17 protein-coding genes are annotated in these 14,394 nt (G+C 65.1%); 14 read left to right on the forward strand and 3 right to left on the reverse strand.

What is annotated here, in order from left to right:
- The first annotated feature begins 155 nt into the window (after positions 1-155).
- The 9 genes from tilS (at position 156) to Q0X61_RS10475 (ending at position 7,390) form a co-directional block, all read left to right on the forward strand.
- Positions 156-1,073: a tRNA lysidine(34) synthetase TilS gene (gene tilS / locus Q0X61_RS10435; protein WP_297742468.1), complete on the forward strand. Its 918-nt coding sequence runs from the start codon at positions 156-158 to the stop codon at positions 1,071-1,073.
- 6 nt (positions 1,074-1,079) lie between these two features.
- On the forward strand, positions 1,080-1,631 hold the full coding sequence (gene hpt / locus Q0X61_RS10440; RefSeq protein ID WP_297742469.1) for a hypoxanthine phosphoribosyltransferase: 552 nt from the start codon (positions 1,080-1,082) through the stop codon (positions 1,629-1,631).
- Positions 1,632-1,821: 190 nt separating this feature from the next.
- Positions 1,822-3,927, forward strand: coding sequence for an ATP-dependent zinc metalloprotease FtsH (gene ftsH, locus Q0X61_RS10445; RefSeq protein ID WP_297742470.1), 2,106 nt, complete (start codon positions 1,822-1,824; stop codon positions 3,925-3,927).
- A complete protein-coding gene (folE, locus tag Q0X61_RS10450; RefSeq protein ID WP_297742471.1) occupies positions 3,924-4,490 on the forward strand; it encodes a GTP cyclohydrolase I FolE in 567 nt (188 codons plus the stop codon). Before ftsH ends, folE begins: the two co-directional genes overlap by 4 nt.
- The gene (gene folP, locus Q0X61_RS10455) at positions 4,487-5,293 is read left to right on the forward strand and encodes a dihydropteroate synthase (protein WP_297742472.1); all 807 of its coding nucleotides are present in this window, start codon (positions 4,487-4,489) and stop codon (positions 5,291-5,293) included. Before folE ends, folP begins: the two co-directional genes overlap by 4 nt.
- Before the next feature lie 50 nt (positions 5,294-5,343).
- A complete protein-coding gene (gene folB / locus Q0X61_RS10460) occupies positions 5,344-5,694 on the forward strand; it encodes a dihydroneopterin aldolase (protein ID WP_297742484.1) in 351 nt (116 codons plus the stop codon).
- A complete protein-coding gene (gene folK / locus Q0X61_RS10465) occupies positions 5,691-6,254 on the forward strand; it encodes a 2-amino-4-hydroxy-6-hydroxymethyldihydropteridine diphosphokinase (RefSeq protein ID WP_297742473.1) in 564 nt (187 codons plus the stop codon). The genes folB and folK overlap by 4 nt, the downstream gene beginning before the upstream one ends.
- Positions 6,251-6,733, forward strand: a complete 483-nt coding sequence (locus tag Q0X61_RS10470; protein ID WP_297742474.1) for a DUF3180 family protein — start codon at positions 6,251-6,253, stop codon at positions 6,731-6,733. Before folK ends, Q0X61_RS10470 begins: the two co-directional genes overlap by 4 nt.
- Before the next feature lie 27 nt (positions 6,734-6,760).
- The gene (locus Q0X61_RS10475; RefSeq protein ID WP_297742475.1) at positions 6,761-7,390 is read left to right on the forward strand and encodes a hypothetical protein; all 630 of its coding nucleotides are present in this window, start codon (positions 6,761-6,763) and stop codon (positions 7,388-7,390) included.
- A gap of 8 nt (positions 7,391-7,398) precedes the next feature.
- Here Q0X61_RS10475 and Q0X61_RS10480 read toward each other — a convergent pair whose 3' ends face one another.
- Complete coding sequence (locus Q0X61_RS10480) at positions 7,399-8,493, reverse strand: NADH-quinone oxidoreductase subunit D (RefSeq protein WP_297742476.1); 1,095 nt, start codon at positions 8,491-8,493, stop codon at positions 7,399-7,401.
- A gap of 71 nt (positions 8,494-8,564) precedes the next feature.
- Here Q0X61_RS10480 and Q0X61_RS10485 point away from each other — a divergent pair, with 71 nt between their 5' ends.
- The 5 genes from Q0X61_RS10485 (at position 8,565) to Q0X61_RS10505 (ending at position 12,727) form a co-directional block, all read left to right on the forward strand.
- Positions 8,565-8,894: an Lsr2 family protein gene (locus Q0X61_RS10485; protein WP_297742477.1), complete on the forward strand. Its 330-nt coding sequence runs from the start codon at positions 8,565-8,567 to the stop codon at positions 8,892-8,894.
- Positions 8,895-8,990: 96 nt separating this feature from the next.
- On the forward strand, positions 8,991-11,501 hold the full coding sequence (locus Q0X61_RS10490) for an ATP-dependent Clp protease ATP-binding subunit (protein WP_297742478.1): 2,511 nt from the start codon (positions 8,991-8,993) through the stop codon (positions 11,499-11,501).
- A 123-nt stretch (positions 11,502-11,624) separates the two neighbouring features.
- Positions 11,625-11,894 (forward strand): BlaI/MecI/CopY family transcriptional regulator, encoded by a 270-nt coding sequence (locus tag Q0X61_RS10495; protein ID WP_297742479.1) that lies wholly within the window; start codon positions 11,625-11,627, stop codon positions 11,892-11,894.
- Entirely contained in the window at positions 11,875-12,243 is a 369-nt protein-coding gene (locus Q0X61_RS10500) for a 4Fe-4S dicluster domain-containing protein (RefSeq protein ID WP_297742480.1), read from the forward strand. The genes Q0X61_RS10495 and Q0X61_RS10500 overlap by 20 nt, the downstream gene beginning before the upstream one ends.
- A gap of 25 nt (positions 12,244-12,268) precedes the next feature.
- Positions 12,269-12,727, forward strand: a complete 459-nt coding sequence (locus tag Q0X61_RS10505) for a hypothetical protein (RefSeq protein WP_297742481.1) — start codon at positions 12,269-12,271, stop codon at positions 12,725-12,727.
- Positions 12,728-12,760: 33 nt separating this feature from the next.
- On the opposite strand, the gene Q0X61_RS10510 is transcribed toward Q0X61_RS10505, so the two are convergent.
- Together Q0X61_RS10510 and Q0X61_RS10515 are read right to left on the reverse strand one after the other, a co-directional pair.
- On the reverse strand, positions 12,761-13,735 hold the full coding sequence (locus Q0X61_RS10510; protein WP_297742482.1) for an ABC transporter ATP-binding protein: 975 nt from the start codon (positions 13,733-13,735) through the stop codon (positions 12,761-12,763).
- Positions 13,732-14,394, reverse strand: a 663-nt coding sequence (locus Q0X61_RS10515) for an iron ABC transporter permease (RefSeq protein WP_297742483.1), incomplete at its 5' end; no start/stop codon positions are given. The genes Q0X61_RS10515 and Q0X61_RS10510, both read right to left, overlap by 4 nt.

Raw genomic sequence — 14,394 nt, forward strand, 5'->3', positions numbered from 1 at the left:
CGCGCAAGGGCGCCAGTTTTGTCTCAAGGTGCAGCAGATGCACGCCGACGAAACCACCAGCCAGTCGAATCCGCTCGACGCCGCCTTCGCCGTCCCAGAGAATCTGCCGACGCGCGAGGAGCTCGCGAACCCTGCGCTGTGGAATCGGAGGGTGCATGGCTAGGCGCGAACTCGGCCCGGCGTCGCTGGAGGTGGCGCGCGCCGTCGCCTCCATGTGGCCGGGTAGTGACGTCGTCGTGGCGTGCTCCGGGGGTGCCGACTCCCTGGCGCTCGCGCTGGGCGCCGCGTGGGCGGCGCGACGCGGCGGGGGAGCGCCGCTCGCCGTCGTCGTCGACCACCAGCTACAACCAGACTCCGGCGAGGTCGCCCGCCAAGTGGAGCAGCAGCTGGCCCGCCACGCCGTCGAAGCGCGCACGGTGAGGGTCACCGTCGAACCCGGCGCCGACGGCCTCGAAGCAGCAGCCCGCGACGCCCGCTACGCCGCGCTGGAGGCCTTCGGGCGCCCGGTGCTGCTCGGGCACACCCTCGATGACCAGGCCGAACAGGTGTTCCTGGGCCTCGTGCGCGGGTCCGGAACGCGCGCCGTCGCCGGGATGCCCGCCCGACGCGGCCCGTTCCTGCGCCCGCTGCTCGGCCTTAGGCGCGCCACGACCCTGCAGGCCTGCACCGAGTGGGGTATCACCCCGTGGCACGACCCGATGAACGACGACCCCGCATTCATGCGGGTGCGCGTGCGCCGCGCACTCGCTGGGCTGGAGGATGCTGTCGGGAGGGATCTCGCGCCCAACCTCTCGCGGACGGCGTTGCTGGCCAGAGCCGACGCCGACGCCCTCGACGCGCTCGTCGACCCCCCGACGACGCCGGCGTTGATCGTCGACGACATCCGCGAGCTCCCTGACGCGCTCAGGTGGCGACTTCTGAAGGCGTGGCTCGAAGCGCAGGGTGCGCAGCCAGCGATGCTGCACGTGCTGGCCGTTGACGCGCTCGTCACGACGTGGCGGGGGCAGGGCCCCATTGATATTCCGGGAGGCAGTGTGCAGCGTGCCGGGAACGAGCTCAGATTGGTAGGGTGAGGAAACGTGGATGCTGCCGATATTGCTGAAGACCTCGAGCGCGTGCTCTACACCTCCGACCAGATCGCTGAGCGCATCGCGGAGCTAGCCGCCCAAATCGATGCTGACTACGAGGGGAAAGACATCCTCCTGGTTGGAGTGCTGAACGGCGCGGTGATGGTGATGTCAGACTTGCAGCGCGCCATGAAGAGCCACGTCCAGATGGACTGGATGGCCGTCTCCTCCTACGGCTCGGGCACCCAGTCGAGCGGCGTGGTGCGCATTCTGAAAGACCTCTCACAGGATCTCGAGGGCCGACACGTCATCGTTGTGGAGGACATCATCGACACCGGCCTCACGCTCAGCTATCTCATCAACTACCTTGCCTCGCGCGGCCCGGCGAGCATCGAGATCATGACGATGTTCCGTAAGCCCGACGCCGCGCAGATTGACGTGCCCGTGAAGTACGTCGGCTTCGACATCCCCAACGAGTTCGTCGTCGGCTTCGGCCTGGACTTCGCTGAGAAGTACCGCAACCTGCGCGACGTCGGCACACTCAAGCCTGAGATCTACAGCTGACCAACCGGTACCTAACCCAATATCCACACGCGTTTCGGCGCAGCGGCCGATGAGGTCGGTTTTGGCAAACGCCTGTGAATATTGGGTTAGGGGAGCAGCTGGACCCCGCCGTAGCTTCGAGTGATACATCTTTGGCGCGCGCTGGTAGGCTTCGGCTTGCTGTTTTTCGTCTTCAGTGAGTGGTGGCCCGTTGCAGAAATTCTTCAAGTCCCCGGTGGCGTGGATCCTCATCATTGTCATTGTGCTCATGCTCGGGTGGCAGCTGTTTAGTTCCTTCACCGGCTTCGAAACCATGCCCACGAGCCAGGCAATCAAGGTGCTCGAGGGCGACGAGAAGCTGCGCGAAGTGGTCCTCGTCGACGGTGAACAACAGATCCAGATTGTCGACAAAGATGGCAAGCGCACGAGGAGCACCTGGGTGGGTGAGCAGCAGGCCGCCGACATCGTGAAACTCCTCAACGAGCGTCGAGAGAAGGGCACGCTTGAACGCTGGAACGGGGAAAACCCGAAGCCGGGGCTGTTTTCCACCTTCTTGTTCTCGTTCCTACCGTTCCTGCTGCTCATCGGCGTGATGTTCTTCATCTACCGTTCCATGAGCCAAGGCGGCGCGGGCGGGCCGATGTCGTTTGGGAAGTCGCGCGCCAAACTCGCGAGCAAAGACACCCCGCAGACCACGTTCGCCGACGTGGCAGGCGCTGACGAGGCGGTGGAGGAACTCGTCGAGATCAAGGAGTTCCTCGAGAAGCCTGACAAGTTTGCCGAGCTGGGCGCGAAGATCCCCAAGGGCGTGTTGCTCTACGGCCCGCCCGGCACCGGTAAGACGCTGCTTGCCCGTGCTGTTGCGGGTGAAGCCGGGGTGCCATTCTTTTCCATTTCGGGCTCCGACTTCGTCGAGATGTTCGTCGGTGTGGGTGCATCCCGCGTGCGCGACCTCTTCTCGCAGGCCAAGGACAACGCGCCCGCCATCATCTTCATCGACGAGATCGACGCCGTCGGCAGGCATCGCGGCGCAGGCATGGGTGGCGGTCACGACGAGCGCGAGCAGACGCTGAACCAGCTGCTCGTCGAGATGGACGGGTTCGATTCGCGCGGCGGCATCATCCTCATCGCGGCGACGAACCGCCCCGACGTGCTTGACCCGGCGCTGCTGCGTCCCGGACGTTTCGATCGCCAGATCTCCGTCGAGGCTCCCGACGCTGCCGGGCGCGAGGCCATCCTCCACGTGCATGCGAAAGGGAAGCCGCTCGCATCGAACGTTGATCTCGCTTCCATCGCGCGGCGCACGCCTGGTTTCTCGGGCGCCGATCTCGCGAACGTCCTGAACGAAGGTGCGCTCTTGGCGGCCCGCTTGGGCTACGACATGATCGGGCAGAAGGAACTCGACGAGGCCATCGACCGCGTGATTGCCGGCCCGCAGAAGAAGACGCGTCTCATGGACGAGCACGAGCGGCTCATCACCGCCTACCACGAGGGTGGGCATGCGCTCGTGGCGGCTGCTATGCCCGGCAACGACCCGGTGCAGAAGGTGACGATCCTGCCGCGTGGGCGTGCCCTCGGGTACACGATGGTGCTGCCTGACCAGGACAAATACTCGCAGACGCGCGGCGAGCTGCTCGACCAGATGGCCTACATGATGGGCGGGCGTGCGGCAGAAGAGATGGTGTTCCACGACCCGACTACCGGGGCGAGCAATGACATCCAGAAGGCGACGAAGGTGGCCCGCGCCATGGTCACCCAATACGGCATGAGCGAGCGCATCGGCGCGGTGAAGATTGGCGGCGGTGATTCCGAGCCGTTCATGGGCATGAAGGGCACAGACTCCAGCAAGGAGTATTCCGACGAGCTGGCCGGCATCGTCGACGAAGAAGTGGCCAAGCTCATTCACGCCGCGCATCAGGAAGCCTACGACGTGCTGGAAGAAAACCGCGACGTGCTCGATGAGCTCGTCCGCCAGCTCTTCGAGAAGGAAACCTTGGGGAAGGCGGAAGTGGCGAAGATCTTCGAGCCGCTGCGCCGACGCGACAAGCGCCCGGCCTGGACGGGCTCACCCAACCGCGTGCCCTCGTCGATCCCGCCGGTGACGCCGCCGGAAACCCCCGCCGACCCCGAGCGTTCCGACGGCGCCTCAGCACCCAAGCCGCCACTCGGCCCCCCGGACTGGGCTCCGCCGGCTGCGCCGCAGCCGGGTGCGGAACCGCCAACCCCGCCGCAGCCGGGCGGCATTCCTCCGGGTGACACCCCTGGGTGGCGCCCGCCGTCTGATTGGCAGCCCCCACAGCCCCCGAGGCCCGAGTGAGCGTCGACCAGCCGCGCATCGAAGCCGCGGTGCGCGAGATCCTGCTCGCCATCGGCGACGACCCTGACCGCGACGGTTTGCGCGACACCCCGCAGCGGGTCGCGCGTTCATACGCGGAGCTGTTCGCCGGCCTCAGTCAAGACCCGGCCGAAGTGATCGGCACCACCTTCGACGTGTCCCACGAGGAACTGGTGCTCGTGAAGGACATCGAGGTGGCGAGCTGCTGCGAACATCATCTCCTGCCGTTCACGGGCGTGGCGCACGTGGGCTACATCCCCCAAAAGGGCGGCCAGGTGGCGGGGCTGTCCAAGATTGCGCGCCTCGTCGACGTGTACGCCCGCCGCCCGCAGGTGCAGGAGCGACTCACCACTCAGATCGCTGAGGCCATGGTGGAGCAACTGCAGGCGCGTGGGGTGATCGTCGTGGTGGAAGCGGAACACTCCTGCATGACGCTCAGGGGTGTGCGCAAACCAGGCTCCAAAACGGTGACGAGCGCGGTGCGCGGAGCCCTGCGCGACAGCGCCACCCGGGCAGAGGCGATGAGCCTCATCCTGGGGCGATGAGCATGCCAACCCGCATCATGGGTGTGCTCAACGTCACACCGGACTCCTTCTCCGACGGCGGCCGCTGGGCCGATGTGGACGTCGCGTGCGAGCACGCCCGGGAGCTCGTCGGCCAGGGTGCGAGCATCATCGACGTGGGCGGCGAATCCACCCGCCCAGGCGCGGCACGCGTCGACGCCGATGAGGAACTGCGACGGGTGTTGCCGGTCGTGGAACGTCTAGCCGCAGCGGGCGTGACCGTCTCGGTTGACACCATGCGCGCCACGACGGCCCGCGCGGTGATCGATGCCGGTGCCGCCATCGTCAACGATGTCTCCGGCGGACTCGCCGACCCCGACATGTTCGCGACGGTGGCCGGCTCCGACGCCTCCTACATCCTGCAACACTGGCGCGGACATTCTGACGTCATGAATTCCCTCGCCAACTACACCGATGTGTGCGCGGAGGTGCTCACCGAGACACTCGCGCGCCGCGACGCCGCCGTCGCTGTGGGAATCCCTGCCTCGCGCATCATCCTCGATCCGGGGCTCGGGTTCGCGAAGTCCAGCGACGACAACTGGCAGATCCTTCGCGATCTCGACGCGTGGCAGGCAACCGGGCATCGCGTCCTCATCGGCGCCTCCCGCAAACGCTTTCTCGCTGAAGCGCAGGATCGCGACGTCGCCACCGCCGCGGTAACCACCTGGTGCGCGGCGCACGGCATCTGGGCAGTGCGTACGCACGAGGTGTCCATGCAACGTGATGCGATCATCGTCGGGAGCCACCTCCGCCCTGACGCAGCCGAGCTTCGCCCGCTCGGGTAGTATCAAAACGTCACAGTGACCAACGAGCAAGGTGAGGAACCATCGACACCATCACACTGACGGGGGTGCGTGCCCGAGGCTTCCACGGAGTCTTTCCCGAGGAGCGAACCAATGGGCAAGACTTCGTCGTTGACGTGGTGATGACCGTGGCATCCTGGCCGAGCGACGACGATCTCGCGTCAACGATCGACTACTCGGAGGTTGCCGACTTGGTGGTAGCCACCGTCGAGTCCGGCCCCCACCAGCTGATCGAGACGCTGGCTCAGGCGATTGCCCAGGCCATCCTGGATAGCCAGCCACTCGCCTCGTCGGTGAGTGTTACTGTGCACAAGCCGAGCGCCCCGCTTCGGCCGCCGTTCACCGACGTGGCGGTCACCATCACTAGGAGCAGACACACATGAGTAACGCACCGTTTGATCTTGATGTCGACACCCTCGGCAACTTGCGTCCGATCTCGAAGGTCGTGTTCAGCCTCGGCTCGAACCAGGGAGATTCCGCAGAAATCCTCCAAGAGGCCGTTGATTTCCTCGCCGACACCCCTGACCTCATGCTCGTCGAGGTGTCCCCGGTATATGAAACAAAGCCGTGGGGCGAGGTGCAAGACCAGCCGAATTTCCTGAACATGGTGGTGATCGCCGAGTCGACGCTGGAGCCGCTCACCATTCTCGACCGTGCGCACGCGATTGAGGAGAACTTCGGGCGCGAGCGCTCCATCCCGGGCGGCCCTCGCACACTCGATATCGACATCGTCATGGTGGGCAAGCGCGTCTCGGAAGACGCCATCGAACTGCCTCACCCCTACGCTCATGAGCGCGCGTTTGTGCTGGTGCCGTGGCTCGATGTCGACCCCGAGGGTGAGCTTGAGGGCTACGGCCCCATCGCTGATCTCGTCGAGGATTTGGATACCGACGGCGTCACCCGCCGAGACGACATTGTCATCTCGGCGGCAACGGGCTTTTGAGTAAGGTCACCCTCACCACCCCGCGGCAGGCGGTCGTCGCCGTCCTTGCGGGCGCGGTGCTGATGTGGGGTGGGCTGGCGATCTACGATCGCCTGTCCACTTACCCACCCGTGGTGCCATGGACGGTGCCAGTGGCGCTGGGGGTGGTGAGCGTCGCCGGCATCATCTACGCGCTGTGCATCCCGAAGCGCTTGGAGGAGCGCAAGCTCGGTTCGCGGGAAGCCATGGTGGCCCTCATCACGGGGAAGGCGATGGTGCTAAGCGGCGCGGCGCTGGCCGGAGCCAACACGGTGTACGTGATGAAATTCGTGTCTGCTATCGAGGCGGAAACACCGCTGCAGCGTGTGATACACGGGGGCGGCACGCTCGCTGCGAGCGTCTTATTGGCGGTGGCAGGCTCCATGATCGAACACCGCTTGCGCATCCAACAACCCCCGGACGAAAAAGATGCGCACCACGCCGACGCAACCGTCGCATAATAGAGTTGTAACAGTTAGCATGCAGCCATGTCTGGTCGTCATTTCGCATCGTCAAAGAACGAACGAAACACCGCGCTGCTCATCCTCGGTATTGGCACGCTCGCAGCAGTAGCGTCCATGCTCGGCAATATCTGGGTAGTGCGCGCAGGTGTTGTGGTTGCCATTGTGATGGCAATGATTGCCCTCTACGTGTCCTTCCTAGAAGTCAAGCGCATTCGCGAGGAGCACAGCGAGGCGCTGCGTCGCGAAATTGAAATTCGGATGGCGCTTTCCGACAAGCATCACGCCGATTCAGTGGCGATGATCGATCGCTTCAACGCACGCGCTGAGAACCTCAACGCCATCATCGCGAAGCTGCGTTCCCAGCTTGGGGCTGCGAAGAAGGAGCTGAGCTCCATGCGCGGCAACGCGGCGTGGCTGCGTGCTGAGGTGGCCGAGCGTCAGGCGCGCATCGAAGAGCTCACCGCCCGCATTGCCGAACTCGAAGCGGAGCGCGACGAAGCCGAGCAGGAGAGTTCCATCGTCGAGCTCCGCGACGCCTCGCTCTACCCGCAGGTTGACGACATCTGGGATGGCGACGAGCATCCGACGATCATCGATCTCGCGAAGCTTCACCTCGACGAGGTTCTGGACGAAGACCTCCGCAAGCACGCCTGAGCAGCGAATTACTTGTCGGTATCGCCGACGCTATAGCCCACGGTGGCCACAGCGTCGGCGATCTGCGTTTCTGGGGTTGCTTCCAGCGCCTGCCCGAGCGCAGAGAGATTGGCGAACGAGGGCGTGCGCAGCGCTAGCCGCCAAGGCGTTGCGCCGCCGCGCGATACGAGCAGGCTCCCGGCGATACCCCACGGGGCTTCGATCTCGGTCCAGTGTTCACCCTCAGGAACTTTGAGGCGCCGCGCGAGCCGCACTGCCACCTCGCCTGGGTGATCAGCCACCCCCGCGAGCAGCGCATCCGCCATGGCGGCTGAGGTGCGCAGCTCGTCGACGAGCACCGCGAGGCGGGCGTGGCCGTCGCCGGCCGTGCGCATGGGTGCGGGCTGGAAGATGTCGGTGTAGGCGAGGTAGCCGCGTGCCCGGCGGTCGAGTTCGAGGCCGGCGGCGCGCCCGACGGGGCCCGAAAGCCCATAGGCCTGGCAGGTGCCCGCGTCGAGTATCGCGAGGCCTTGGTAGCACTCGGTGATATCGAGTGCCTGCTCGCAGAGGTCTGCGATGCGAAGCACTTCGTCGAGAGGGAGCTTCCAGCCGTCGGGTATGTCCGCTGCGAGCCCGCCCACACGGTTCAGCATGGGGTGGATGCGGTTGCCTGACCAGGTGAGCACAGCGTCGCGTATCGCATCCACGGTGGCCCACAGTTGCGCGGCGGGGTCACCGTCGAGGAGTACGGATAGAAATGAGAGATGGCTGTGGATTCGGGCGGTTTCGGCGAGGAGCGTGCGCAGCCAGGTGGCGCGAGATGGTGCGGCCAGCCGCATGGCTTGCTCGATGGCGAGTGTTGCGCAGAGCTCGCCGGAGAACGCTGAGAGCCAGTCGTGGCGGTCGGCCAACATGATTCCCGCTCGCCAATCGCGTACTTCGAAGAGCTTCTCTGCACCCCGATGACCGTAGCCAGGCTGGATCGTGACGTTGCGCCACAGACCGTCTATAACATCAGCTTCGACAGCGATGAAACCCGCGTTTGAAGGGTGACGATAGCCGAGAGAAATATGTGCATGCCCCGGCAGCGACATTGCTCCGATGCAAAAGCGTTGGCGACGCATCACAACGCCCCTTTCTGGAATTGAGCTCGTGTACCCTAGGGGTTGAATTTTTCCATTCTGAAAGGATGACAATGGCTCGTAAGGTTGAAGTAACTCTCGTCGACGACATCGACGGAGGCGTGGCAACGGCTACTGTCCAATTCGCATTCGACGGTGTGCAGTACGAGATTGATCTCAACGACGACAATAGCGCGAAGTTCGAGAAGGCACTGGCTCCCTACATTGAGCACGGTCGCAAGGTCTCGACGCCCCGGCGTCGCGGTCGCAAGACTGCCTCGGCAGGCGGTGCGAAGGTGGCTCCTGGCGAAGTGCGTGCCTGGGCGGCCGCGAACGGCCTGCAGGTGTCGTCGCGCGGGCGTATCCCTGTCGACGTCATGGAGGCCTATCTCGCGGCGAATTGACCGCTGACGGCCCGCTTGGGGCTGTGTTCGCGATGAGAGAATCCAGGTTCAGTGCATCCATGGGTAAGCTGGGGTGCACTCAACATGGAGGGACGGATGTTCGAACGCTTTACTGATCGCGCCAGGCGCGTGATCGTGCTCGCTCAAGATGAGGCGAAGCTGCTGAACCACAGCTACATCGGCACGGAGCACATCCTGCTGGGGCTCATCCACGAGGGCGAAGGCGTCGCGGCCAAGGCCTTGGAATCCTTGGGAATCTCATTGGAACAGGTTCGCGAGCAGGTCGAAGAAATCATTGGCGTTGGGCAACAACCCCCGACGGGGCATGTGCCATTCACGCCGAGGGCCAAGAAAGTGCTGGAGCTCTCGCTGCGCGAAGCGCTACAGATGAATCACAACTACATCGGCACGGAGCACATGCTGCTCGGCTTGATCCGCGAAGGTGAGGGCGTGGCAGCATCCGTGCTGATTAAGTTGGGCGCAGATCTCAACCGTGTTCGCACCACCGTGCTGCAGCTGCTGTCGGGCTACCAGGGGCGTGAAGCGTCGATGGCGGGTGCTCCCGAAGCCGGGCCCGAAAAATCGAGTTCGCAGATTCTCGACCAGTTTGGCCGAAATCTCACGCAGGCCGCTCGAGATAACCAGCTCGACCCGGTGATTGGCCGCACGCACGAAATTGAGCGCGTCATGACGGTCCTCAGTCGGCGCACGAAGAATAACCCTGTATTGATCGGTGAGCCGGGCGTCGGTAAAACCGCAGTGGTGGAAGGGCTGAGCCAGGCGATTGTGCGCGGCGACGTGCCTGAGACGCTGCGTGATAAGCAGATCTACACCCTCGATCTGGGGGCACTCGTCGCAGGATCGCGCTATCGAGGTGATTTTGAGGAGCGCCTGAAGAAGGTGCTGAAAGAAATCAAGACCCGCGGCGACATCATGCTGTTTATCGACGAGATCCACACGCTCGTCGGTGCTGGAGCGGCGGAGGGTGCCATTGATGCGGCATCTATTTTGAAGCCCATGCTCGCCAGGGGCGAGCTGCAGACCATCGGTGCTACTACGCTCGACGAGTACCGCAAGCACATCGAGAAGGACGCCGCGTTGGAACGCCGTTTCCAGCCCATCCAGGTGGCGGAACCGTCGGTGGCGCTCACCATCGATATCCTCAAGGGCCTTCGCGATCGCTACGAGGCGCACCACCGCATCACCATCACCGACGAGGCGCTCACGGCTGCGGCCACACTCGCTGACCGCTACATTCAAGATCGCTTCCTTCCCGACAAGGCCATCGACCTGATCGACGAGGCCGGCGCTCGGTTGCGCATCCAGCGCATGACGGCGCCCCCGGATCTTCGAGAGTTCGATGAGGCCTTGGCGAAGAACAAGGTAGAGAAGGATGCCGCGATCGACGCGCAAGATTTCGAGAAGGCCGCGCGTTTGCGCGACGAGGAGCAGAAGCTTCGCTCACAACGCGCGGAGAAGGAAGAAGCCTGGAAGCAGGGCGATTCCGACATCCCCGCGGTGGTCGGCGAGGAAGAGATCGCCGTCGTGCTGTCTGGTACCACGGGCATTCCGGTGTTCAAGCTCACCGAGGAAGAATCGCAGCGTCTGCTGCGCATGGAAGAGGAGATTGGCAAACGCTACATCGGCCAGGATGATGCCGTGAAGGCGCTCTCGCGCTCCATCCGACGCACCCGCGCCGGGTTGAAGGATCCTAAGCGCCCGTCGGGTTCCTTCATCTTCGCGGGCCCGTCCGGCGTCGGCAAGACCGAGCTCACCAAGGCGCTCACCGAGTTCCTGTTCGGTGACGAGGACGCGCTCATCACGCTCGACATGTCGGAGTACTCCGAGAAGCACACCGCGTCGCGCATGTTCGGTTCCCCTCCTGGCTACGTCGGCTATGAGGAGGGCGGCCAGCTCACCGAAAAGGTGCGGCGCAAGCCGTTCTCGGTGGTGCTCTTCGACGAGATCGAGAAGGCACACCCCGACATCTTCAACTCGCTGCTGCAGATTCTCGACGAGGGCCGCCTCACCGACGCGCAGGGTCGCGTGGTGGACTTCAAGAACACCGTCATCGTCATGACCACGAACCTCGGCTCTCGCGACATCTCTCGCGGAGCGTCACTGGGCTTCAGCCGCGTCGGTGACGAGGAGTCGAGCTACGAGCGCATGAAGTCGAAGGTGTCTGAGGAGCTGAAGACGCACTTCCGCCCCGAGTTCTTGAACCGTGTCGACGAGATCGTCGTGTTCCACCAGCTGACGCAAAACGACATCGAGCGCATCGTCGATCTGATGGTGGCCGAGATCGAAGGGCGTCTTGGCGACAAGGACATGGGTATCGAACTCACGCAGGCCGCGAAGGAACTCATCGCTAAGCGCGGTTTCGATCCGGTGCTCGGCGCGCGTCCGCTGCGTCGCGCCATCCAGCGCGACATCGAGGACGTGCTCGCAGAGAAGATCCTCTTCGGTGAGCTGGGCGCAGGCGAGATCGTCCAGGTCGACGTCGCCCCGGAGGGCGCTGAACTGCCGTTTACCTTCACGGGCGTCGCGAAGGCCGACGTGGAGCAGCTCGAGGCCGCGCCTTCAGGTGAGGAGCCCATGGAAGGCTGAGTTCACGCACGACGGCGGCCCCGCACCCTTTGAGGGTGCGGGGCCGCCGTTGTCTCTGGGGTGGGCAACGGCGCGGAAGCCAACTAAGCTGCGTAGTAAGCGCGAGGGCAGGAGGACAGTGGCGTGACTCGAAGCAGCGCGACGGAGAACCACGAGGGTGGGGATTTGACGAGGCTCGGCCCGCTGGAGTCGCAGGTCATGGAGCTGCTCTGGGCCGGCGGCGAGGCGACGGTGGAGCAACTGCGTACCGCACTGCCCGACGCCCGCAGTCAGCAGGCGGTCGTTGTTCGACCTCCGCAAAGCCTCCACCCCCGCGCCTGCACCGTCGGGCAGCCCCCTGGACGCCCTGCCCGCGAAGGCGTCCGCCCGCGAGGTGTGGCTGGCAGTCGGTGAGAAAGCAGCGCTGCCGGGGGTAGTCGTCGAGGATGGCTGCACCGCCTGCGGTGGATGCGCGCACGTCTGCCCGATGCAAGCCCTCACCCAAAGCGGCGACCGGCTCACGCTGGCACCCGACCGCTGCGTCGACTGCGGCGAGTGCGTGCGCGTGTGCCCGGAGGGGGTGGCTCGGCGGGCGCCGAGGCAACCGGGCCGTCAGGCGAGGGTGCTCGTCGAGATTGAGGCAACCCACTGCGACCGCTGCGCCCGAACGCTCGGTCCGGGTGAGCAGGGAATGTGCCACGGCTGCGCTACCAAGGCATCGCTTGCCGACGGCATCTGGGAGATTCTGGGGGACAGCGGCTGAGACACTCTCGGTGTAACCTCAGCACATGTATCACCCTCAGTTGCTACAGGACCCGATCCAAACCCCTGGCTACGTCTTCCCCGCTTCCACGCAGGAAGAGAGCCAGCCCAAAGGACTCCCGCTGCTGTCGTCGATCGCCGGGGGGTGCATCCTGCTCGGGTTGGCGTTGCCGTCGCTGACTGCCTTCGGCTCGCCGAAGCCCGGCGTGGTTGGCGTCGTTGTCTCAGTGAGCTCGCTGTGTACGATGATCGGCGGGATCGCCGCAGGCATGGCTATCTACGAGTTGTTCCGCCGCTCGCCTGGCAGCGCAGTCATCTTCGGTGGGGTTGCCGCGCTCGTCGGAGTGGTGATCCGGTCGTTCGCGTTCTCGGTGTTCGACATTGAATCCCCCACCCTTCTGGGCGTGAGCAACTTCGTCAGTGGCCTGCTGATGACGGTCGGCGTCACGACAGCCTTGCTGGGCCTCTGGCGCCCGCGCAGTTGACGAGCCCCGCGCAGTCAGCCCCGACGGTCGCCCTCAGGCCGGCGTGATCGCTCCGGAGCGCAGGCGTACGCGCACCTGCTCGTCGGTGATGCGCTGCGGAGCCTCGACGGTGGCGCGTTGCCCGTCGGGGAGCTGCACGGTGACGACGAAGTGGTCGACGGTCATGGATTGGTCGACGACGGGCACCGTGACGCCGTGGTTGTCGAGGCCGAGGCTGCGGGCGCCGATGCCGAGCAGGTAGCCGTCGTCGAGGGACCCATCCCAGCCGAGGGCCTGGGCCGTCGGTGCGTCCACGAATGTGTGGAATCCGAGGAAGCCGGCCACCTGTTTGCTGGCCGGTCTGGACCACAGCTCTTCGGGCTCGGCACGCTGTAGCACCTTGCCCTCGTCCATCACGGCCACGGAGTCGGCGACGGTGAACGCCTCCTCCTGGTCGTGGGTGACGTAGATGGCGGTGGTGTGGGTTTGTGTGAAGATACGCCGCAATTCGTCGGCGAGGCGGCGTCGCAGGCCGGTGTCTAGGGCCGAGAGCGGCTCGTCGAGGAGCAGCATGCGCGGGCTCGGCGCGAGGGAACGGGCCAATGCCACGCGCTGCGCCTGACCACCAGACAGCTCGTTGGGTTTGCGATCGCCGTAGCCGGGGAGCCCGACGAGATCGAGCAGTTCTTCTACGCGTCGGCGCCTCGCCACCTTGTCGAAGGCGTTCAGGCCGTAGGCGACGTTCTTCGCGATGGTCATCGTCGGGAACAACTGGCCGTCTTGGAACACCAAACCGAACTTGCGCTTGTGCACCTTCACGTTGGCGAGGTCTTCGTCATCCCACACGATGCGCCCGGCGGTGAGCGGCTCGAGCCCGATCACGGCCCGCAGCAGCGACGACTTTCCGCACCCCGACGGGCCGAGTAGCGCCAGCACGTGGCCGGGCCCAACCTCGAATGAGGCGTCGTCAACGGCGAGCGTATCGCCGTATCGCACGGACACGTTCTCGACGCGTAGACCGTTGCTCACCAGGAATCAACCTCCTTTGGCCGTGCTCGCTCTGCGACGACCATCACTGTTGCCGTCAATACTGCCAGCACCACCGACGCCGCCATCGCCATGACGTAGTTTTCGCCGGTTGGCCGGCTGAACAGCCGGAAAATCAACACAGGCAGGGTGGGTTCGGCGGGGCGGACGAGGAAGCTCGTCGCACCAAACTCGCCCAGGCTGGTGGCGAGCGCGAACCCGACGGCGAGTCCGAGCCCTCGCCCGAGCGCGGGCAGTTCGATCGTCGTCAGCACCCTGAGCGGGGACGCGCCCAACACCCGTGCGGCTTGCAATTGGCGCGGGTCGATGGCCCGCAGCGTGGGCAGGAGGGTGCGCACCACCATCGGCAGCGCGACGACGGCCTGCGCGATCGGTATGAGCACCAGCGACGAGCGCAGGTCGAGCGGTGGACGATTGAGCGTGATCAGGTAGCCAAACCCGACGGTGACCGCCGACACCCCGAGCGGCAGCATGAAGACGTTCTCGGTCGCACTGAGCCACCAGCGCCCGGATGCAGAGCGCGGGCGACGGGAGACCACCAGCGCGACGAGCACGCCCAGCACCAGCGCGACGATGGCGGCGACGACGGCGGTCGTCAGCGTCGCGCGAATCGCCGACCCGAGCTGCCCGTCGAGCAAACC

It is taken from the genome of uncultured Tessaracoccus sp. (genome assembly GCF_947255005.1).
Classification (GTDB): domain Bacteria; phylum Actinomycetota; class Actinomycetes; order Propionibacteriales; family Propionibacteriaceae; genus Arachnia.

Coding starts and splice junctions, on each gene's coding strand:
- tilS (WP_297742468.1), top strand. CDS start 156: ATGGCTAGGCGCGAACTCGGCCCGGCGTCGCTGGAGGTGGCGCGCGCC.
- folP (WP_297742472.1), top strand. CDS start 4,487: ATGAGCATGCCAACCCGCATCATGGGTGTGCTCAACGTCACACCGGAC.
- folK (WP_297742473.1), top strand. CDS start 5,691: ATGAGTAACGCACCGTTTGATCTTGATGTCGACACCCTCGGCAACTTG.
- Q0X61_RS10475 (WP_297742475.1), top strand. CDS start 6,761: ATGTCTGGTCGTCATTTCGCATCGTCAAAGAACGAACGAAACACCGCG.
- Q0X61_RS10480 (WP_297742476.1), bottom strand. CDS start 8,493: ATGCGTCGCCAACGCTTTTGCATCGGAGCAATGTCGCTGCCGGGGCAT.
- Q0X61_RS10485 (WP_297742477.1), top strand. CDS start 8,565: ATGGCTCGTAAGGTTGAAGTAACTCTCGTCGACGACATCGACGGAGGC.
- Q0X61_RS10490 (WP_297742478.1), top strand. CDS start 8,991: ATGTTCGAACGCTTTACTGATCGCGCCAGGCGCGTGATCGTGCTCGCT.
- Q0X61_RS10505 (WP_297742481.1), top strand. CDS start 12,269: ATGTATCACCCTCAGTTGCTACAGGACCCGATCCAAACCCCTGGCTAC.